Consider the following 19,332-nt stretch of genomic DNA (forward strand, 5'->3'; position numbering starts at 1 on the left):
AATACATTCCCGGATCAGGAATTTACAGCGGCCTGAATATCCTTGAAATTGGCGGTTTTTGGCCGCTAATCCGTTCTCTGCGGTCGTTTCTCTCAAGGAATTCTATATGTCATCACTCGAATCGTTCACCCATACCCAACTCCCCATGACCGTCGACGGTGTGCCGTTGAACATCGCAACAATCCACCGCGCCGGCACCCTGGCACCCATTGTGTTCCTGCATGGCTTCGGCTCCACCAAGGAAGACTACGCCGACATCGTCCTGCAGCCAGCGTTTGATGGTCACCCGTTTGTTGCCTACGACGCCCCCGGTTGCGGTGAAAGCCAGTGCAGCGACCTGTCGAAAATTTCCATCCCGTTCCTGCTGCAGACCGCCGTGCAGGTGCTGGAGCATTTCGGTGTCGAGCAGTTCCACCTGGTGGGCCACTCCATGGGCGGTTTGACCGCGCTGATGTTGGCGCACCGATTTCCGGGCCGGGTGCTGAGCTTTGTCGATATCGAAGGCAATATTGCCCCGGAAGACTGCTTCCTCAGCCGGCAGATTGTCGACTACCCGGCAGAGGATCCCGAGGCATTTTTCAGCGCCTTCATCGAGCGCACCCGCCAGGCACCGGCCAACGCCAGCGCGCTGTACTCGGCGAACCTGAGGCACAAGGTGCGCGCCGGTGCGGTGCGGGGGATTTTCCAGTCGATGGTAGAGCTGTCCGACAATGGCGACCTGATGGGCAAGTTCCTCGGCCTGGAATGCCCGCGGATGTTCATGTATGGCGAGCAGAATGCTCACCTGTCGTACCTGGCGCATATCCAGGCGCAAGGTGTGCGACTGGCGCCGATTGCCCAGTGCGGGCACTTCCCGATGTACTCCAACCCGATCGCGATGTGGCAACAGATTGCGGACTTTCAGCGCGGTTGATCTCCACCGCCAGCGATCGGCCAGGCCCGAAAGCACAAGACTTACGCCTCGAAACCCGGATAATGGCGGCCATATTTTGCTCGCTATTCTGGTAATCCCGCATGGAAATCAAGGTCAATTTTCTCGACAACCTTCGACTTGAAGCCAAGTTCGACGACTTCACCGTGGTGGCCGACCAGCCTATTCGCTACAAGGGCGACGGCTCGGCCCCCGGTCCGTTCGATTACTTCCTGGCGTCGTCGGCGTTGTGTGCGGCTTACTTTGTGAAGTTGTACTGCGAAACCCGCAACATCCCCACCGACAACATTCGCCTGTCCCAGAACAACATTGTCGATCCGGAAAACCGCTACAACCAGATCTTCAAGATCCAGGTCGAGTTGCCGGCGGACATCTCCGACAAGGACCGCCAGGGCATCCTGCGGTCAATCGACCGTTGCACCGTGAAAAAAGTGGTGCAGGCCGGGCCGGAGTTTGTGATCGAGGAAGTCGAAAACCTGGATGCCGATGCCCAGGCGTTGTTGATGCCGGGCGCGGCGTCCGATGCGGGCACTTACATCGCGGGCAAGGACCTGCCGCTGGAAAAAACCATCGCCAACATGTCGGCCATTCTGGCGGGCCTGGGCATGAAGATCGAAATCGCGTCGTGGCGCAATATCGTGCCCAACGTGTGGTCGCTGCATATCCGCGATGCGCACTCGCCGATGTGCTTTACCAACGGTAAAGGCGCGACCAAAGAGGGCGCGCTGGCGTCGGCGTTGGGCGAGTTTATCGAGCGGCTGAACTGCAACTTCTTCTACAACGACCAGTTCTGGGGTGAAGACATCGCCAACGCGGCGTTTGTGCATTACCCGGACGAGCGCTGGTTCAAGCCCGGCCGTAAAGACGAACTGCCGCCGCAAATCCTCGACGCGCACTGCCTGCATATCTACAACCGTGACGGCGAGCTGCGTGGTTCGCACCTGTACGACACCAATTCCGGCAACGAAGAGCGCGGCATTGTTTCGCTGCCGTTCGTGCGCCAGTCCGATGGCGAGGTGGTGTATTTCCCGTCCAACCTGATCGAGAACCTGTACCTCAGCAACGGCATGAGCGCTGGCAACACCCTGGCTGAAGCCCAGGTGCAGTGCCTGTCGGAGATCTTCGAGCGGGCGGTAAAACGCGAAATCATCGAGGGTGAATTCGCGCTGCCGGATGTGCCCCAGGAAGTGCTGGCGAAATTCCCTGGCATCCTGGCCGGTATCCAGGGCCTGGAAGCCCAAGGCTTCCCGGTACTGGTGAAGGATGCGTCGCTGGGCGGTGAATTCCCGGTGATGTGCGTGACCTTGATGAACCCGCGCACCGGCGGTGTATTCGCCTCGTTCGGCGCACACCCGAGCCTGGAAGTGGCGCTGGAGCGCAGCCTGACCGAGCTGCTGCAAGGCCGCAGCTTCGAGGGCCTGAACGACTTGCCGCAGCCGACGTTTGAAGGCCACGCGGTGACCGAGCCGAACAACTTTGTCGAGCACTTCATCGACTCCAGTGGTGTGGTGTCGTGGCGCTTCTTCAGTTCCCGGTCGGATTACGAGTTCGTCGAATGGGACTTCTCCGGTCAGGACGAAAACTCCAACGCTGAAGAGGCCGCGACGTTGTTCGGCATCCTCGAAGGCATGGGCAAGGAAGTCTACATGGCGGTGTACGAACACATCGGCGCTACCGCCTGCCGTATCCTGGTGCCGGACTATTCGGAGATCTATCCGATCGACGATCTGATCTGGGACAACACCAACAAGGCGCTGTTTTTCCGCGAAGACATCCTCAACCTGCACCGCCTCGACGAAACCGAGTTGAAGGGCCTGGTTGAGCGTCTGGTGGAAAGTGAGCTGGACGACTACACCGACATCACCACATTGATCGGCATCGAGTTTGACGACAATACGGCGTGGGGGCAGTTGACCATTCTGGAACTGAAGCTGCTGATTTATCTGGCCTTGCAGCAGTTCGAAGAAGCCAAGGAGCTGGTGGAGATGTTCCAGCAGTACAACGACAACACCGTCGAGCGCGGCTTGTTCTACCAGGCCGTGAATGCGGTGCTGGAGATGGAACTGGACGAAGACCTGGAACTGGCGGACTACGAAGTGAACTTCCGCCGGATGTTCGGCAACGAGCGGATGGACGCGGCGATCGGGTCGGTGAACGGCAGTGTGCGGTTCTACGGGTTGACGCCGACGAGCATGAAGCTGGAAGGGCTGGATCGGCACCTGCGGTTGATTGACAGCTACAAGAAGCTGCATTCGGCGCGGGCCAACTCCGTCAGTTAAAAGCCAACACCGTACTTGTGGCGAGGGGGCTTGTCCCCGTTGGACTGCGTAGCAGTCCCGTTTTTGGGGCCGCTGCGCAGCCCAACAGGGGACAAGCCCCCTCGCCACAGGTTATTGGTTGCCTGCTCTAGCGTTTACAACGTCCAACCCAACCCCAGCGCCTTGTGCAACGACGCAAAGTCCTTGAGCAGCGCCGCATCCCCGGAAATCCGGCTTTCCTGCGCCTGGTACCGCGTACGCTCCGCGTCCAGCCAGTCCAGCGTACTTGCCGTGCCTGCTTTGTAACGCTGGCGCGTCAGGTCCGCAGCCCGCACCGCCGACGATTCCACATTCCTCAGCAACACCACGTTCTGCCGCTGGTTGCCATACCGGGCCAATGCCACATCCGCGTCACGCAACGCACTCAGCACCACGCTTTTGTAATGGGCCAGGGCCTCGTCGCGCCCGGCTTCCGCGCCTTTGACGCTGGCCGCCACCCGGCCGAAATCCAGTGCGTTCCAGGTCAGCCGCGGCAACAACAGCCAGGTGCCGCTGTCCTTGCGCGCGAGGTGCCCGGGATCGGCTGCCGAGAATGACAGGTCGCCCATCAGGCTGAGTTTGGGAAACCAGTCGGCGGTTTTCTCGCCGATCTGCGCGTTGCTGGACGCCAGTTGGCGCTCGGCCACGCGGATATCCGGACGGGCTTTCAATATGGCTGCCGGGTCGGCAAACGGCACCTGGCTCGGGATAGCGGGCAGGGCGCGGGGCGTATTGAGGCTCGCATCCAGCTCGCCCGGCTCCAGGCCGCACAGCAAGTTCAGTTGATCCACGGCTTCGACAATGGAGGCTTGCAGCGGCAGACGCTGGGCACGGGTGTTTTCCGCCTGGGTCAGTACCTGTTCCAGTTGCAACTGCGAGGCCACGCCACGGCTGCGCCGCTGTTGGGTCAGGTCCAGCGCCTGCTGCTCGATGTCGACACTGGCGTCCACCAGCGCCAGTCGCGCCTGCTGGTCGCGCAGGTCGGCATAGGTCTGTACCACCTCGGCGGCCAGTTGCACCTGGGCATCGGCCAACTGCGCCTGTGACGCGTCGTTTTCCGCCTGCGCCGCCTCGATCGCACGGCGGGTGCCGCCAAACAGGTCGGCTTCCCAGCTGGCATCAAAGCCGGCGAGGTAAAGACTCAGTGGCCCGCGTCCACCGCCACTGCTGCCACCCAGCGCCGAGGTGTCGGGTGAGCGCAGTTTGAGCATCGCCGCATCGCCGGTGATTTTGGGCATGGCGTTGGCGTTGGCGCCACTCAGGCTGGCGCGTGATTGCTTGAGCCGGGCCTGGGCGGTCGCCATGTCCGGGCTGTTTTGCAGCGCCTGGGCCACCAGTTGGTTGAGTTGCGGGTCGCCCAGGGTTTGCCACCATTGGGCGACACCCGGCGTACTCGACTCGCTGCCGGCGTGAGGCAAGCGTCCGGCCGCCAGGGTTTTTGGCGCGGCATCCGGCGCGCCGTGGTAGTCCGGCCCCACGGTGCAGGCCGCCAGCAGGCCGACGGTGAAGAGCAGGGGAAGAGAGCGATAAATCATGTTCGTTGGCCTGCCTGCGCCGCGCGCTTTTTCAGGATGAAGATCAGGGGAAGGCACGCCAGCATGGCGAGTCCCAGCACGTAGAACGCGTCGTTGTAGGCCATCACCGCCGCTTGCTGGGCGATGTCGTTGGCCAGGTGACTGAGCGACTGCAACGACGCCGTGGAAGGGTCGCCGGTTTGCGCCAGGTAGCTGGCGGTGTCGCTCGCCATCTGGTCCTGGGTCAGTTGGGTGTTGGCCTGGATGCCTTCGCGGAGCATGTCGTCATGAAAGTGGCTGCGCCGATCCATCAGTACGCCCAGCAGTGCCAGCCCCAGGGTGCCACCGAGGTTGCGTGACATGTTGTAGAGCCCGGCCGCGTCACCGGCATCTCGCGCCTCCACCGAGCGCATCGACAGCTGGCTGAGGGGCATCATCACCAGGATCTGCCCGAAGCCCCGCAGAATCTGCGACCAGTAGAAATCATGGCCGACACTCTGGGCGGTGAGTTGGGTGTCGAGAAAACAGCTGGCCCAATACATCAACAGACCCACGCCGACCATCATCCGCAGGTCCAGGCGGCCAAGCATTCTCGGCAGGATCGGCATCAGCAGGAACGCCGGGATGCCCGACAGAAGCATGATCGAACCCGACTGCTGCGCGTTATAGCCCGACAGGATGCCGAGGAACTGCGGCACCAGATAGGCCGTGCCGTACAACCCGGCGCCCACGGCCGTGGCAATCAGCAGCACGCTGCCAAAGCTGCGGTTGAGCACCAGTTGCAGGCGCAGGATCGGCGTACTCGACCGGACCTGCCCAACGGCAATCAGGAAGAAACCGACGACCATCGTGATGCTCAGCCAGATGATCAATTGCGAATCAAACCAGTGTTCACGCTGGCCTTCTTCCAGCACCACGGTGAGCGAACTCAGGCCCATCGCCAGGCCGAGGATGCCGAGCCAGTCGGCCTTGATGAACTGTTGAAGGTTCATGCGCTCGCTTGGCAGGCCGGTGATCAGCAGGGTGATCAAGGTAATGCTGACGGGCAGGTTGATAAAGAAACACCAGCGCCAGTTGATGTTTTCCGTGAGCCAGCCACCGATCACCGGGCCCAGCAGCGGGCCGAGAATCACCGTCATGCCGAACATCGTGGTGCCGATTGCCAGCTGGTGAGCGGGCAGGCGGGTACGCACGATGGTCTGGGCGGTCGGGATCATCGCGCCGCCGGCAAAACCCTGACCGATGCGCCCGGCGATCATCGCGCCGAGGCTTGAAGACAACCCGCAGAACATCGAGAAAAACGTGAACATCAACGCGGTGCCGATCAGGAACCGGCGCAGGCCGAACACCCGGGTCAACCAGGCGGCGAGGGGAATCATCACGATTTCCGACATCAGGTAACCGGTGGCGATCCACGTGCCTTCGGTGCCGGTTGCGCCGATCTGGCCCTGGATTTGCGGAAGCGCCGAGTTGGTGATCGAGATGTCCAGGGTCGCCAGTAACGCGCCGAGCGAGCCGGCGGCGACCGCGATCCAGTCCGTCAGCGAGGCGTTGCGCGGTTTCTCCGCGGGCACCTCGGCCAGGATTGCTTCAGCCATGGTTGGCATCTGCCTTATGGGTACGGGTGTCGACTTCCACGGTGGCGGACAAGCCGGGCACCAGGGCCTGGCGAACGTCGTCATCCGACAGGTCCAGGGAAATCCGCACGGGCACCCGCTGCACGATCTTGGTGAAGTTACCGGTGGCGTTCGATGGCGGCAGCAGCGCGAATTGCGCACCGGTGCCGGGTGACAGGCTGTCGATATGGCCTTGTATGTCATGGCCCGGCAGCGCGTCCACGTGCACGGTGACGGTCTGCCCGGCGCGCATCTCGCCGATCTGGGTTTCCTTGTAGTTGGCGGTCAGGTAGATCGCGCTCACCGGCACCACGGTCAGCAGGCGTGTGCCCGGCTGCACGTATTGCCCGACACGCACGCCACGGTCGGCCACGCGGCCGTCGAGGGGGCTGCGGATGACTGCGTCGTCCACATCCAGCTGGCTTTGCGCTTCGCTGGCCTTGGCCACGCCGAGTTGCGCCTGGGCCTGCTTGAGCTGGGCTTCCAGGGTGCCGTAGCGGGTCTGGCTGGAGCGCAACGCCGCCTGCTTGGCGGCCACGGTGCTGCGGGCTTGCGCCAGCTGATTGTTGAGTTGCGCGAGACGTTCTTCCGGTTCGGCCCCGGAACGCGCCAGCGGTGCATAACGCGCGACTTCAGTTTGCGCGTGTTGGGCGTCGGCCTGGGCGCCTTGCAGTTGGGCGCGGGCTTCGGCGATGGTCGAGTCCTGTTGCACGAGGTCGGCCTGGGCCTTGGCAAAGTCGGCCTCGCGGGCGGCAATCGTCGCCGAGGCTTCATCACTCACTGCCTGGTATTTGCGAGCGTCCAGGCGTACCAGCACGTCGCCGCGCTTGACGTTCTGGTTATCGGCCACCAGTACGTCGGCGACGTAACCGTTGATTTTCGGCGCCACGCTGATGCTGTCGGCTTGCAGATAGGCGTCGTCGGTGGTCTCGATAAAGCGCCCGGTGAGCCACCACCAGGCGCCCCACGCCAGCCCGGCCAACAGCGCCACGCCGGCGAGTGACAGTAGAATCCGTCGGGCTTTGCCACGTTGGCCGTTGACGGTGGTTTCAGGAATGACCTGAGAAGAGGGAGGTGCAGCAGACATCAAGTCACTCCAGTTTTATATCAGTTGGAATAAATTCGTTTTTTCGCGAATTTTTGTCAACTGGTATATTTTGGTTACGTTAAAAAAATGGAGTTGCACATGGCACGACACAAACCAGCCGCCGAAGGGGGTTATCAGCGGGGCGAAGAAACCCGCGCACGTATTGTCGAGGCGGCCGTCGGGGTATTTGGCGAGCGTGGCTACGACGGCGCGTCTACCCGGGACATCGCGAACGCGGCCGGGGTCAATGCACCGGCGATCCAGTATTACTTCGATGGCAAGGAAGGCGTGTACCTGGCGTGCGTGGAGCACTTGATCACGCTGCTGTGGCGCAAAATGGCGCCCACCGTTGAAGCGGCAGAAAGCGCATTGGCCGGGGAGGGCGCTAACGATCAGGCGCTGATCGAAGCCTCATTGGGCATTCTCGGTGCGGTGGTTTCAACGATCCAGGACAGCCCGCAAACCACGGCGTGGCGGGCGTTTCTTGACCGTCACCAGGCGGGACTCTGCCCTGAAAGCGCGACCATGGCGTTCGAAGAACGCTTCAAGGCGCGCATTGCCAATGTCATCCGGCTGCTGATCGCGCGATTGTCGGGCCTTGCCGTCGAGGACGATCGCACGGTGATTCATTCGATGGCGCTGTTCACCCAAGGGCTGGCCTTTCGGGTACAGAAACCCAAGCTGCTCTCGGCCCTGAACTGGACTGAAGTGAACCAGAAGGAAATGGAACTGGTGCGCGACGTGGTGCTGACACAGGCACGGTTTACCCTGGAAGGGCTGGTCCGGCACCGAGACCGACGCTGACCTCAGCGCTTGCTGAACGCCAGACGGGCCGCAAACAGCACAAAGATCAGGCCGGTGGTGCGGTCCATCCACTGGATCACCTTTTCGCGCCGCAGCACGCCGGCCAGTGGCTGCGTGGCACCGATCAACACCAGCGCCCAGATCAGGCTGATGACCACGTGGATGCTCACCAGCCCGAATGTCCACCCCACCATAGAGTGGCCTTGGGGGATGAACTGCGGCAGGAAAGACACGTAGAAAATCCCGATCTTGGGGTTCAGGACGTTGCCCAGCATGCCTTTCAGGAACCAGTTGGCGCCGGGTTTTCCGTCGGCCTCGACAGACGCTAATGAGCGACGCGGGCGCACCAGCATGTTCAGGCCCAGCCACGCCAGGTAGGCCGCGCCGCAATACTTCAAGACGTTGAAGGCCACCTCGGACACGGCAATCAGAGCGCCCAGCCCAAAGGCCACCGCCGCGCCCCACAGCAAACAGCCGGCGTTGATGCCCAAGGTGGCGCGCAACGCCTGTTGTTTGCCTTCGACCGTTGCGGTGCGCAACACCAGGGCCGTGTCCAGCCCGGGTGTGAGGGTTAACAGCGTGGCGGCGAAGGTGAAGGCGAGCAGGTTATCGGCGATGGACATGGGCGGGGCACGTCGAAGTGGGGACCCGCCCACGTTAACAGGCCCTCTGTCAGAAACTCCAGCGGGTGCTCAGCATCACGTTGCGCGGGTCACCGTAATACGACGAGTTATAAAAACCGATGTTGGTGTAGTAGGACTTGTCGAACACGTTGTTGACGTTGAGGGTGGCCGACAGTTGGTCAGTGATCTGGTAGCGCGCCATCACGTCCACCAGCCACAACGGATCCTGGGAAAACTTTTCCTTGATGCCATTGTGTTCGAGGATCTTCCAGCCCGTGCCCTGCCAGCGCACGCCGCTGCCGAGGGTCAGCTTGTCCAGCGGCCCCGTGAGCTTATAGGTGGTGTAGAGGTTGACCTGATCCTCCGGTTCCCAGGTGGAGAGTTTGTCGCCCGCCTGATCACGCATGATCTTGTGGGTGTAGCCCGCCGCCAGTTGCCAGCCCGGCGCCACTTCCCCGGTGATCTCCGCTTCATAGCCCTTGGTCTTGGCCTTGACGCCCTTGGACGCGTAGTCAAGCCCCGGGTAGCTGTTGGCGACATAGTCGAGATCGTCCACCGGCTTGTTTTCCTCATGCACCTCGAAGTAGGCGAGGCTGGCGTTCAGGCCCCCGTCGAAGAACTCACCCTTGAGGCCGATCTCGTAGTTCTTGCCTTCGTCCGGCTTGAGCGGCTTGTCGTTGCGATCCCGGTAGTCGTCCTGGGGCAGGTAGATTTCGGTATAGCTGGCATAGGCCGAGAAATTATCGTTGAGGTCGTACACCACGCCGGCGTAGGGCACGACTTTGCCGGTGTCCTTGATCTGGCTGGTGCCGCTGACTTCGTAGTTGTTGACGCGGGCACCGAGCAGCACGGTCAGGTCGTCCGCCAGGCTGAAACGGCCGGTGGCGTAGTTGGCGCTCTGGCGGGTGGTTTCATCGTTGCGTTTGGTCTGCGGGCCCCAATCCGGTTCGGGCGCATCACCGTCCCAGCCAAAGTAGTCGTAGCTGTTGTTGAGGTTGGTGGCGTTGGTGTAGTCACGGCCCAGCCAGCGCGAGCGCGATACCGAGGTGCCCAGCACCAGTTGGTGTTCGCGGCCAAAGAGGCTGAAGGGCCCGCTGGCATACAGGTCACCGGTGTCGCTGGTGGTCTCGCCGGTGTACTTGCGCGTCAGCATCTGCGCCTTGCCGGTGACGGCGTCAGGGTCGAGCAATGCGGCCAGCGGCGCGTGGTAGCCGTTGATCTGGTGATTGTATTGGCCTTTGACCATCCAGCCATTGTCGAAGTTATGTTCCAGGGTCGAGAACACGGTGCGGGTGTACTGCTCCCAGCTGCTGAACTTGGCCCCGTTGTTGAACGAGCGGGAGTTGCTGATGGGTTCGCCCTTGGAATTGAACAGCGAGGCGCTGCCTGACCAACTGGAGCCCTGCGGATCACTGTCCTGATAATCGGCGCCGACGGTCAGCAAGGTGTCCGGTGCCAGGTCGAACTCCAGAATCCCGTAGTAGACACTCGTCTGGCGCTGGTAGTGGTCGATAAACGAGTGCTTGTCCTGATACGCCGCGACGGCGCGCCCGCGCACATTGCCGGTCTCGGTCAGGGGCCCGCTGACGTCGATTTCCGAGCGGTAGTTGTCCCATGAGCCCGCACCCAGGTCCACGTAGCCCTTGAACTCGGCGGTGGGCTTCTTGCGCACCATGTTGATGGTGCCGCCGGGGCCGCCGGCGCCGGTCAACAATCCCGTGGCACCCTTGAGCACTTCCACCCGGTCGTAGATGACAGTGTCGGTGAGGGTATGGCCGGAGGAGTATTGCGCATCCTGGAGAATCGGAATGCCGTCGTACTGGAAGTTCTGGATCGCGAAACCACGGGAATAGTAGCTGGTGCGGTCGCTGTCATAGGTTGCCACGGTGATGCCCGGGGTATGGCGCATCACGTCGTCGATGGACTTGAGGCCGAAGTCGTCCATGGCCTGGCGCGTCACCACGGAAATCGACTGCGGCGTCTCCCGGGGTGTCAGCACCAGGCGCGTGGCGGTGGCGATAGTGCCCGGCGTGTAGGAGCCGGAGCCTTCGGTAACGGTGCCGAGCTGGTTGCTGACCACGTGGGTGGCGCCCAACTCCAGGGCACCAGTGGCCGGCAATGCCTCGAGCATCACCGCATTTTCGCCGTGCTGCTCAACCCGCAGGCGTGTACCGGCCAGCAGTTTGGCCAAGGCCTGGCGCGTGGTCATGGTGCCGTTGATGGCGGGGGACTCGATGCCGGCGGCGAGGTCCGAGGAGTAGACGATCTGCAGGCCGCTCTGCTCGCTCAACTGATCCAGCGCGTTGGCCAGGGACTGCCGGGGGATGGCCAGCGCGTAGGTTTTCGACGGGTCGTTTGCGGCGGGCGTGGTGTTGGGTTCGGCCGCCGTTGCCTGCGCGCATGCCAGGAAAACCGCGAGCGCCAGCGCGCTGCGAGCGTGCGTCGAGTGGAGAGTTGGAAAGTACATACGAGCCCCGTAACGAATAGGAATTGTTTGCAATAACAAATCCCAGACGGGTTGAGACTTTGAAACCCGTAAAACTTTTTTCATAAAACGCCACGGGCTTTCCGGCTTAGTGGATGACCAGCACTTTTCCGGGTAGTTGGGTGACGTGGGTCGCGGCGACCTTGCTCAATGCCTGGACGATGGCCAACGGATCATCCAGCCGATAATTGCCGCTGACCCGCACCTTTGCCGCCTCGGCGTCGAGCAGCCAGATCGGGGCAGGGTAGTAGCGTTTGAGGGTGTCGAGCACTTCGGCCAGCGGCGCGTCCTGAAACGACAGGCGCCCGTTGACCCAGGCCATTTGCCGCTCTGCACCTTCGGTGTGGGCGGCCTGCAGATGATCCTGCCTGAGTTGCTGCCAGCTACCCGCCAGCAACAGGGTTTGCTTGCCGCGGGTGTCGGCAACGTTGACCCGGCCTTCACGCACCGCCACGGTGACGTCCTGATCGTTCAGCGCCACACTGAATTGAGTGCCGACGACGGTGACTTTGGCACCTGCACTTTCAACAATCATCGGGCGAGATGCGTCATGGAACGCCTCGATAAACACCTCGCCGCGCAACAGACGGATCTGTCGCTGCGGACCCTTCATGTGAGTGCTGATGGCGCTGTCGCTGCCGAGGACGATCTGCGAGCCGTCCTCCAGGGTCAGGCGCTGGACCTCGGCAACCGAGGTCATGTGGTCGGCGCGCAAGCGCATGGGCACATCGGCGATCCAGCCGCCGGTCAGCATGATCAATAACGAGGCAGCCACCGCGAAAAGCCGCGACCGCCTGCGTTTGGCAGGCGGGCGCTCCGGGATGTCCAGGCCTGTCTCAAGATTACGCAGGGCTTGTTCGAAGGCGAGGTCGTTCCACATTGTTTCGAGGGTTTGATACGCCTGTGCGTGAGCGTTTGACGCGTTACGCCATTGCTCGAACTGATGGCGCAGCAACGGATTGCCGGCCACTTCATCGCGTCGGGCAAACCAGTCGGTGGCCTGTTGGCGCGCCGCTTCACGTGAATCAGTCATCGCAAGCCTGCTCCTGAGTGGCTCTGGTACAGGCATCGAGCGCACTGCGCAGGTCTTTTTCGACGGTACTCAAGGATACGTCCAGTTGCTGTGCAATCTGCGCTTTGGAAAACCCCCGCAGCTTATCGAGGATCAATATTTGCTGCTGGCGCTTGGGCAGGGTCGCAAGCACCTGCTCGAAGCGCTTGAGTTGCTGCTGGCTTTGCGCATGGTTGTCCGGACCCGGGGCGGATGTAGGTATCTGCGCGAGGTAGCTTTCATCCGCGACCTGGCACTCGAAGCGCCGCTTGCTGCGCTGGCTGCGCAAGTGATCAAACGCCAGGTACTGCGCGGTCTGGTACAGGAATGGACGGATATGTTCGATGGGCCTGGCGCTCAGGGCCTTGGCCACCTTGAGGTAGGTGTCCTGGGCGAGGTCTTCAGCCAGGCTGGCGCAGCCGGTGACTCGGGCGAGCATGCGAACCAGTGCAGGGCGCTGGCCGATAAATAGCGCGCTCAGTTTGTGCTGACTGTCCCCGTTATCCATAACGCCCCACACCGTCCTATGCGCGAAAGCTGGGCATTATAATGAGATTAAATATCATTACCAGCATGGTTTGGGTCTGAAAGAGTACCGCTGTTTCCTGGGTGGTTGGCCGTCAGGATGATACGTAAAGCCATCACCACGCCAAGGAGCACCGGGTAGTCGTACCATTCGAATGGCTGCCATAGCCTGAAGGTTTAGCCGCGCATTCATTACACACCTGCTTTCCCTCCTCGGCCATGCCAGAATATGGCGCTTAGCCACTTAGGGATCTCAAGGATGAAAACGCTGTGTGCTGCTCTGTTGTTGATGGTTGTGTCCGGCCTGCCCCAGGCCGATGACGTGCAGATCGGATTCCAGGAAATAGTAATTCCCGACGCAGAACACGGCAGGCCGTTGCAGGTGGCGGTGTGGTACCCGACCCATGCCGCCGGCACGCCGCAACTGATCGCCGACAATCCGGTTTTTTTCGGTGCGCCGGCCTTGAAAGACGCCGCGCCGGCTGCCGGCGAGCATCCGTTGGTGGTGATTTCCCACGGTATCTTCGGTAACTGGATCAACCAGTCGTGGCTCGCCAGTGCGTTGGCCGGGCAGGGTTATATCGTCGCCTCGCCCAACCACCCAGGCACCACCAGCAAGGACCGCACGCAGCCCGCCGCCTCCGAGCTCTGGAAGCGCCCCCTCGATATCCATCGGGTGATTGATGCCGTGATCGCCCAGCCCAAGCGCTTTGGCGCGGTGGCCCCGCACAAGATCGCCGTAGTGGGGCACTCGCTCGGTGGCTGGACCGCACTGGAAGTCGGCGGTGCCCGTTTTGATCCGCAGCGCTTTACCGAGGACTGCAAGGTGCATTCCGAGATTGCGCCGTGCAAGGCGTATGAACTGATCGAGGCCGGCCGTACCGAGCAGGCAAAGCAACGCCTGGCCGAGGACGTGAGCGACCCGCGCGTGGCCGCCATTGTTTCCCTGGACCTGGGCTTCGCCCGTGGCTTCAGCGACGACAGCCTGGCGGCGCTGCATCGGCCCACGCTGGTGATTGCGGCGGGCACGCCGTCGCCGGAGTTGCCGGCAAAACTGGAGTCGGCTGACTTGGCCAAACGCCTGCCACAGAAGACTTCACGCTACGTGGAAATCAGCGACGCCACCCACTTCACTTTCCTGCCCATCTGCAAGCCCGGCGCGGTGGAGCGGATTGAACAGAGCGACCCCGGCGAAGGCTTCATCTGCCTGGATGCCAAGGGCGCCCGTCCCAAACCGCAGATCCAGCAGCAGGTCCTCACGTTGATCAGTGAGTTTCTGCAGCAGTCCCTGCACTAGCCGTCAGATGTCCTTGGACAACACCAGGTTCGCGCCCTTGCGGCTCAGGAACCACAGGTAGACCAGCCCGATGACTACCCAGGCAATCCCGAGTTTCTGTGCCTGCAAGCCCATGTTGAACATGATCGCGAAGGTGATGACAAACCCCAGCACTGGCGTGATCAGGTGCCGCCACACATTGCGTGACTTCATGCGCCGCCAGAAGTAGTTGATCACCGTGATGTGCAGGATCATGAAGCCGCTGAGGGCGCCGAAGTTCACCAGCGAGGTGAGGGTGTCCACGGTGTCGATGAAGAAGTAGCAGATGATCAGCGACAGCACGCCCACCAGGTAAATGCTCAGGTACGGCGTGCTGTATGTCGGATGAACCCGGGCCAAAATCCCCGGTAGCTTGCCATCCCGGGCCATGCCGTACAGCAACCGCGAGACCGCGGCCTGTGAGGTGATGGACACCGCCACACCCCACGCCAACGCCGTGGCAATCGCCGTCAGTGACGCCAGCCAGTTGCCTCCGGCGATCGCGGCAATTTCATAGAACGCCGAGTCGGCGGAGGTGAAGCCCATGCCCGCCGCGAGGTCGGTGGCCAGCCAGGTTTGCGCCACAAAGATCGCGCCCATCACCAGCAAACTGATCAGCGCCGCCCGGCCCACACTGCGCCCGGCATCGCCTTTGGTTTCTTCCGCCAGGGTGGAAATCGCATCAAAGCCCAGGAACGACAGCACCGCGATTGAAACGCCCTGCATCAGCAACCCCAGGTTGAATCCGCCGGGGTTGTACAGCGGCGCCAGCGTCAGGTGGCCATTGCCGGCACCACCGTGCAGGGCCTTCCAGGCACACACCAGGAAAATCCCCAGCACCACCAGTTGCGCCAGCAGGAAGACAATGTTCATGCGTGCGGTGAACGTCATGCCGCGCAGGTTGACCAGCGTGGCGCTGATCAGGAACGCCAGGATAAACACCGTTTTTGGAATCTCGGGGTACAAGTGGTTCAGCGCAATCGCCGCATAGATGTACAGCAGCGGCGGAATCAGCAAGTAGTCGAGCAACAGCAACCAGCCGGCAATAAAACCGACACCGGGATTCAACCCGCGCTGGGCATAGGAATACACCGAGCCCGCAATCGGAAACGCCCGCGCCATGCTGCCGTAGCTCAAGGCGGTGAACAGCATCGCGACCATGCCGATGATGTAGGCCAGCGGCACCATGCCGGGCGCCTCGCTGTTCACGTAGCCATACACACCGAAGGGCGCGATGGGGATCATGAAGATCATCCCGTAGATCACCAGATCCGTGAGGGACAAGCTGCGCTTCAATTCTTGTTTATAGCCAAACTCTTCAATTGCCATGATGGGGTACTTCCGTATGAAGTAAGGCGAATGCGCAGCCGCCAAAGCGGCCGAACATGTTCTTGAACCCGGCAGGTTAAAAGACGCCCAGGCGGTTTTTTTATAGTTGTAAGACCGGTCCAGCCAACAGCAGCAGTTACAGCAGGGGTGCCAAATAGTCGGTCCATGACTCAAGTGCTTCGGGTGTGCGCAGCAAGTCGTTGCGCACCTCAAGCAGTACCGCGTCGATGCCGCGCCGGTCGCCATGGAACGGCACCGTCATGTCGCCCAGCACATCGATTTCATAAGGTTGATTGGCCGCGACGTTCAGGCCGTGAGCGGCCAGGCCATCGAGCATGCCGTGGGCGTAGGTGGCGGCCCGGGCATACAACACACCGGCTTCCAGGCGGCGTGGCTGGCCGTGGTACACCGGGGTGAAGCTGTGAACCGCGACGATGCGCACTTCGCGGCCCGCGGCCAGGCGGGCGTCGATCAGTTCATCCAGGCGCTGGTGAAAGGGCGTGAACAAGGTTTGCTGGCGGTACCGGCGAACGCTCTCGGGCAGCTCCCGGTTGCCCGGTACGTCGTAGATCTCACTGCGCGGCGGAATGCTGTCCGGGGCTTCCAGCGGGCGGTTGAGGTCGATCAAAAGCCGCGAATAGGCCGCCGAGATCAACGTTGCACCGAGGGTTTTTGACAGCCGCTCCGCCAGTTTCAGCGCGCCGATGTCCCAGGCGATGTGTTCCTTTGCCGCCTCGGGGCTCAACCCCAGGGCATTCAACTGATCCGGGATATAGGAGCTGGCGTGTTCGCACACCAGAATCACCGGGTGTTCGGAATCTTCCCGGCTGACCCGGTACACGGGCTTCTTGTACAGGCCGTGTTCGGCGGTTTCAGTAGAGGCGGGCATAGTGATCACACAATTCGGCAGGCGTCAGTTTCTCGGTGGAGTTGAGCTCTTCGGCTTTCAGCGCGAAGTAGGCCTCCATCATCAAGGGCGGCAGTTGTTCCAGCAGTTGCGGGTTATTGCGCAGACTGGCCAGTGCATCGGCGAGGGTGCCGGGCAGGGCGCGGATGTTGCGTGCCTGGCGTTGTGCTTCGCTCATGGACTCCGGGTCTTCATCGGAGGAACTGTCCAGCGTGAGCTTTTGCTGGATGCCGAGCCGGCCGGCGATCAGCACGGTGGCCATGCTCAGGTGCGGCGAGGCGGTTGCATCCAGCGGACGGAATTCCAGGTTGTATTGCTTGGCCGGGGACTTGCCGCCGAGGGTGACCGTCGGGCAGATCCGCAGTGACGCTTCGCGATTGCGCTGGCCGAGGTTGGCGTAGGACGCACTCCAGTGATGCGGCTTCAGACGCAGATAGGAAATCGGCGTGGGCGCACTGAAGGCGCACAACGCCGGCAGGAATTTCAACACGCCTGCGGCCCATTGCCGGCCTGTTTCGGACAGCCCGTTGCTGCTTTGCCCGTCGTACATCACCGCGTTGCCAGCCGGGTCCTGCAGGCTGATATGCAGGTGCACACCGTTGCTCACACCGTCGGCTTCCAGCTTGGGCGAGAAGCTGATATCCAGCCCCATCTGCCGGGCGATTTCCCGGGTGATCTCCCGCACATTCACCGCACGATCCGCAGCGGCCACACCCTGAGTGGGGCGGCAGGTGACTTCGTATTGCGCCTTGCCGTATTCGGGCAAAAACATCTCCGGTTCGACACCGGCAGCTTTCAGCGCGCTTAACAACCAGCCACCAAATGACGCGGCGTGATGCTGGGCCGAGAGCGAAAAGGCATGGTGCGCGTTATTCGGGTCTTTGTAGCCCAGGTTGAACTCGTGCTCGAACGCCGCCGTGACTTCAAGCCCCAGTTCGTCGCGATACCGCTGGATCTCGTTACGCAGCAGGGTGCGTGGGCAGGCGGCCCAGGGCTGGCCATCGGTCTCGCAAATGTCGGCGTGAATAAAGTCCAGCGCGGGTGCCGTGGCGTCCGGTCCGTTGGGCACCTGCACGCGGGTGGTCATGTCGGGGATCAGGCGCAAATCGCCGCAGGAACCCCATGGATTATTCTCGGCCACCCGGTCTTGTGGCGTCAGTGCGCTGTTGGCCGGCACCCAGCCCACACCGGCCTGCTGATAACTCTCAAGCTCGTCAGCGGGAAACGAGCGTCCGCGCGTCACACCAATCAGGTCGGTGGTGACGATGGTGGTCATGGGCGTTGGCTGGATCAGGCTCACGGGCGCCACTCCTGCAAACGGTTGATCACGGTTTGAGTGTCGGTGATCCAGCAATAACCCTTGATCGCTTCCAGGCAGGCGTGATGACGCTCCGGGGTGTACGTCGCGCAGGCGTCTTCAATCAACGTCACCAGATAACCCCGGTCCGCCGCGTCACGCACTGCCATGTCGACGCATTGGTCGGTGACGATGCCGGCGATGATCAGGTGCCGGGTTTCCAGGTTGCGCAGCACGTAGTCGATGTTGGTGGAGTTGAAGACCCCGGACGACGTCTTGGGCAACACGATTTCATTCTCCACCGGCGTCAGCTCGTCAATCACGCCGGCCTGATAGCTGCCCTTGGGCAGATGCATGTCTGACAGCTTGTGATCCAGCGAGCGATCACGGCCATCTGCCGTCAGGCTTTCGATGATGGTGTGCAGCACGTTCTGTTTGGCTACACGCACCGCATTCAACAGCTTGACCTGATTGGGAATTACCGTGTCCCGGGCGCGGTTCAGGAAGTACGCCGCCTGCGGTCCATGCAGGTGTGGGTCGAGCGCCGGGTCGAGCCAGGCGCGTTGCATGTCCACCAGCAGCAAGGCGGTAGTGTCCCGCGTGAAGGGAATGTCGCGGGGCGAATGATGGGGGAGCGTGAACATGGTTATTTTTCCTCCAAAAGGTGAGCGGCGAATTCCGTGCGAAGGGCGTCGATCCCTTCCAGGCGGGCATCCAGGCCATTGCTGTGTTGGGTGAGGGTGGCGATCAGGGCCTCCACCTGTGCGAGGGCGGGCACCATGGTGTCGAAGGCCGACACCGACTCCACCGGAGAACTGATGATCAGGTCGGCCAATTCCCGCAGCGGCGAGGCGTAGATATCAGTGAACAACACCACCCGCGCGCCCCGGGCCTTGGCGGCGGCGGCCACGCGCAAGGCCTGGGTTTGGTAGCGGCGATAGTCGAAGAGCAGCACCAGGTCCTGGCGCTGGATGTCATGGATTCGGTCGGGCAACTGGGCGTTGTCTTCGAGGGCATGACAACCCGGGCGCAACAGGCGCAAGTGATTCACCAGATAGCCGGCGAGAAAACTGCTGAGCCGGCCGCCGAAGCCGAACACCTGATGTTTGGTATCCAGCACCCATTCGGTCAGCACCCGCACGTCTTCGGGTTGGGTCAGGGCCTGGGTGTCCTGAAGGGCGCGATTGCAGTCATCCAGGTAGGTGGTCCAGGCGTCATCCTGCGACGAGTGCGCCCGGGGTTGCAGCAGCGTGATCGGCGAGCGCAGGCGGTGGTCCATTTCGCTGAGCAGCGCGTCCTGGAATTCGGCGTAGCCTCCGAAACCGAGCTTCTTCACCAGCCGCATGATGGTCGGGTCGCTGACCCCGGCGTGTTCCGCCAAGCGCGCCATGGAACCGAGGCCGCTGCGCGGATAATGATCGAGCAGGGCACGGATCACCTTGCGCTCGGAAGGCGTAGGGCTGAGTGCGGCGTCGGTGAGTTTGTCGCGTAGGTTGGTCATATCTCGCCTTGTTGTTTTTGCTACGGCTTGGCGAGAATGAGTGTATTGGT

Annotated in this window: 16 protein-coding genes; 4 read left to right on the top strand and 12 right to left on the bottom strand. The window is 61.9% G+C overall.

What is annotated here, in order from left to right; all coding sequences use genetic code 11:
- Nucleotides 1-106: 106 nt before the first annotated feature.
- Together JFV30_RS11340 and JFV30_RS11345 are read left to right on the top strand one after the other, a co-directional pair.
- Entirely contained in the window at nucleotides 107-913 is an 807-nt protein-coding gene (locus JFV30_RS11340; RefSeq protein ID WP_201123715.1) for an alpha/beta fold hydrolase, read from the top strand.
- Nucleotides 914-1,014: 101 nt separating this feature from the next.
- Nucleotides 1,015-3,210: an OsmC domain/YcaO domain-containing protein gene (locus JFV30_RS11345; RefSeq protein ID WP_201123717.1), complete on the top strand. Its 2,196-nt coding sequence runs from the start codon at nucleotides 1,015-1,017 to the stop codon at nucleotides 3,208-3,210.
- Nucleotides 3,211-3,344: 134 nt separating this feature from the next.
- Here JFV30_RS11345 and JFV30_RS11350 read toward each other — a convergent pair whose 3' ends face one another.
- Genes JFV30_RS11350 through JFV30_RS11360 form a run of 3 tightly spaced genes read right to left on the bottom strand, consistent with a single transcriptional unit; the run spans nucleotide 3,345 to nucleotide 7,445 of the window.
- Nucleotides 3,345-4,763 carry an efflux transporter outer membrane subunit gene (locus tag JFV30_RS11350; protein WP_010169700.1) on the bottom strand — a complete coding sequence of 473 codons (1,419 nt, stop codon included), beginning with the start codon at nucleotides 4,761-4,763 and terminating at the stop codon, nucleotides 3,345-3,347.
- On the bottom strand, nucleotides 4,760-6,340 hold the full coding sequence (locus tag JFV30_RS11355; protein ID WP_201123719.1) for a DHA2 family efflux MFS transporter permease subunit: 1,581 nt from the start codon (nucleotides 6,338-6,340) through the stop codon (nucleotides 4,760-4,762). The genes JFV30_RS11350 and JFV30_RS11355 overlap by 4 nt, the downstream gene beginning before the upstream one ends.
- On the bottom strand, nucleotides 6,333-7,445 hold the full coding sequence (locus JFV30_RS11360) for an HlyD family secretion protein (RefSeq protein ID WP_201123721.1): 1,113 nt from the start codon (nucleotides 7,443-7,445) through the stop codon (nucleotides 6,333-6,335). Before JFV30_RS11360 ends, JFV30_RS11355 begins: the two co-directional genes overlap by 8 nt.
- Before the next feature lie 99 nt (nucleotides 7,446-7,544).
- Here JFV30_RS11360 and JFV30_RS11365 point away from each other — a divergent pair, with 99 nt between their 5' ends.
- Entirely contained in the window at nucleotides 7,545-8,249 is a 705-nt protein-coding gene (locus JFV30_RS11365; RefSeq protein ID WP_010169697.1) for a CerR family C-terminal domain-containing protein, read from the top strand.
- Between the two features lie 2 nt (nucleotides 8,250-8,251).
- On the opposite strand, the gene JFV30_RS11370 is transcribed toward JFV30_RS11365, so the two are convergent.
- The 4 genes from JFV30_RS11370 to JFV30_RS11385 form a co-directional block, all read right to left on the bottom strand.
- A complete protein-coding gene (locus tag JFV30_RS11370; RefSeq protein ID WP_169388227.1) occupies nucleotides 8,252-8,872 on the bottom strand; it encodes a LysE family translocator in 621 nt (206 codons plus the stop codon).
- Nucleotides 8,873-8,921: 49 nt separating this feature from the next.
- Nucleotides 8,922-11,339, bottom strand: a complete 2,418-nt coding sequence (locus JFV30_RS11375; RefSeq protein ID WP_201123723.1) for a TonB-dependent siderophore receptor — start codon at nucleotides 11,337-11,339, stop codon at nucleotides 8,922-8,924.
- 106 nt (nucleotides 11,340-11,445) lie between these two features.
- On the bottom strand, nucleotides 11,446-12,390 hold the full coding sequence (locus tag JFV30_RS11380; RefSeq protein WP_201123725.1) for a FecR family protein: 945 nt from the start codon (nucleotides 12,388-12,390) through the stop codon (nucleotides 11,446-11,448).
- On the bottom strand, nucleotides 12,383-12,916 hold the full coding sequence (locus JFV30_RS11385; protein ID WP_010169693.1) for an RNA polymerase sigma factor: 534 nt from the start codon (nucleotides 12,914-12,916) through the stop codon (nucleotides 12,383-12,385). Before JFV30_RS11385 ends, JFV30_RS11380 begins: the two co-directional genes overlap by 8 nt.
- A gap of 276 nt (nucleotides 12,917-13,192) precedes the next feature.
- On the opposite strand from JFV30_RS11385, the gene JFV30_RS11390 reads away from it, so the two are divergent.
- Nucleotides 13,193-14,230 (top strand): alpha/beta hydrolase family protein, encoded by a 1,038-nt coding sequence (locus tag JFV30_RS11390; RefSeq protein ID WP_201123727.1) that lies wholly within the window; start codon nucleotides 13,193-13,195, stop codon nucleotides 14,228-14,230.
- A gap of 3 nt (nucleotides 14,231-14,233) precedes the next feature.
- Here JFV30_RS11390 and JFV30_RS11395 read toward each other — a convergent pair whose 3' ends face one another.
- The 5 genes from JFV30_RS11395 to JFV30_RS11415 form a co-directional block, all read right to left on the bottom strand.
- Nucleotides 14,234-15,577, bottom strand: a complete 1,344-nt coding sequence (locus tag JFV30_RS11395; RefSeq protein WP_201123728.1) for an APC family permease — start codon at nucleotides 15,575-15,577, stop codon at nucleotides 14,234-14,236.
- Between the two features lie 136 nt (nucleotides 15,578-15,713).
- Nucleotides 15,714-16,466, bottom strand: coding sequence for an N-formylglutamate amidohydrolase (locus JFV30_RS11400; protein WP_201123730.1), 753 nt, complete (start codon nucleotides 16,464-16,466; stop codon nucleotides 15,714-15,716).
- Nucleotides 16,450-17,784 carry a glutamine synthetase family protein gene (locus tag JFV30_RS11405; RefSeq protein WP_342215092.1) on the bottom strand — a complete coding sequence of 445 codons (1,335 nt, stop codon included), beginning with the start codon at nucleotides 17,782-17,784 and terminating at the stop codon, nucleotides 16,450-16,452. Before JFV30_RS11405 ends, JFV30_RS11400 begins: the two co-directional genes overlap by 17 nt.
- Nucleotides 17,781-18,425: an isochorismatase family cysteine hydrolase gene (locus tag JFV30_RS11410; protein WP_201123732.1), complete on the bottom strand. Its 645-nt coding sequence runs from the start codon at nucleotides 18,423-18,425 to the stop codon at nucleotides 17,781-17,783. Before JFV30_RS11410 ends, JFV30_RS11405 begins: the two co-directional genes overlap by 4 nt.
- A 2-nt stretch (nucleotides 18,426-18,427) precedes the next feature.
- Nucleotides 18,428-19,282, bottom strand: coding sequence for a MurR/RpiR family transcriptional regulator (locus tag JFV30_RS11415; protein WP_201123734.1), 855 nt, complete (start codon nucleotides 19,280-19,282; stop codon nucleotides 18,428-18,430).
- Nucleotides 19,283-19,332 lie beyond the last annotated feature (50 nt).

Origin of the sequence: Pseudomonas sp. TH32, from assembly GCF_016650855.1 — a bacterium.
Taxonomy (GTDB): Bacteria; Pseudomonadota; Gammaproteobacteria; order Pseudomonadales; family Pseudomonadaceae; genus Aquipseudomonas.

Bases quoted from the DNA above. Each gene is read 5' to 3' on its own strand.
- JFV30_RS11410 (WP_201123732.1), bottom strand. From the start codon at position 18,425: ATGTTCACGCTCCCCCATCATTCGCCCCGCGACATTCCCTTCACGCGG.
- JFV30_RS11375 (WP_201123723.1), bottom strand. From the start codon at position 11,339: ATGTACTTTCCAACTCTCCACTCGACGCACGCTCGCAGCGCGCTGGCG.
- JFV30_RS11415 (WP_201123734.1), bottom strand. From the start codon at position 19,282: ATGACCAACCTACGCGACAAACTCACCGACGCCGCACTCAGCCCTACG.
- JFV30_RS11385 (WP_010169693.1), bottom strand. From the start codon at position 12,916: ATGGATAACGGGGACAGTCAGCACAAACTGAGCGCGCTATTTATCGGC.
- JFV30_RS11400 (WP_201123730.1), bottom strand. From the start codon at position 16,466: ATGCCCGCCTCTACTGAAACCGCCGAACACGGCCTGTACAAGAAGCCC.
- JFV30_RS11340 (WP_201123715.1), top strand. From the start codon at position 107: ATGTCATCACTCGAATCGTTCACCCATACCCAACTCCCCATGACCGTC.
- JFV30_RS11365 (WP_010169697.1), top strand. From the start codon at position 7,545: ATGGCACGACACAAACCAGCCGCCGAAGGGGGTTATCAGCGGGGCGAA.
- JFV30_RS11350 (WP_010169700.1), bottom strand. From the start codon at position 4,763: ATGATTTATCGCTCTCTTCCCCTGCTCTTCACCGTCGGCCTGCTGGCG.
- JFV30_RS11370 (WP_169388227.1), bottom strand. From the start codon at position 8,872: ATGTCCATCGCCGATAACCTGCTCGCCTTCACCTTCGCCGCCACGCTG.
- JFV30_RS11380 (WP_201123725.1), bottom strand. From the start codon at position 12,390: ATGACTGATTCACGTGAAGCGGCGCGCCAACAGGCCACCGACTGGTTT.
- JFV30_RS11345 (WP_201123717.1), top strand. From the start codon at position 1,015: ATGGAAATCAAGGTCAATTTTCTCGACAACCTTCGACTTGAAGCCAAG.
- JFV30_RS11390 (WP_201123727.1), top strand. From the start codon at position 13,193: ATGAAAACGCTGTGTGCTGCTCTGTTGTTGATGGTTGTGTCCGGCCTG.
- JFV30_RS11355 (WP_201123719.1), bottom strand. From the start codon at position 6,340: ATGGCTGAAGCAATCCTGGCCGAGGTGCCCGCGGAGAAACCGCGCAAC.
- JFV30_RS11360 (WP_201123721.1), bottom strand. From the start codon at position 7,445: ATGTCTGCTGCACCTCCCTCTTCTCAGGTCATTCCTGAAACCACCGTC.
- JFV30_RS11395 (WP_201123728.1), bottom strand. From the start codon at position 15,577: ATGGCAATTGAAGAGTTTGGCTATAAACAAGAATTGAAGCGCAGCTTG.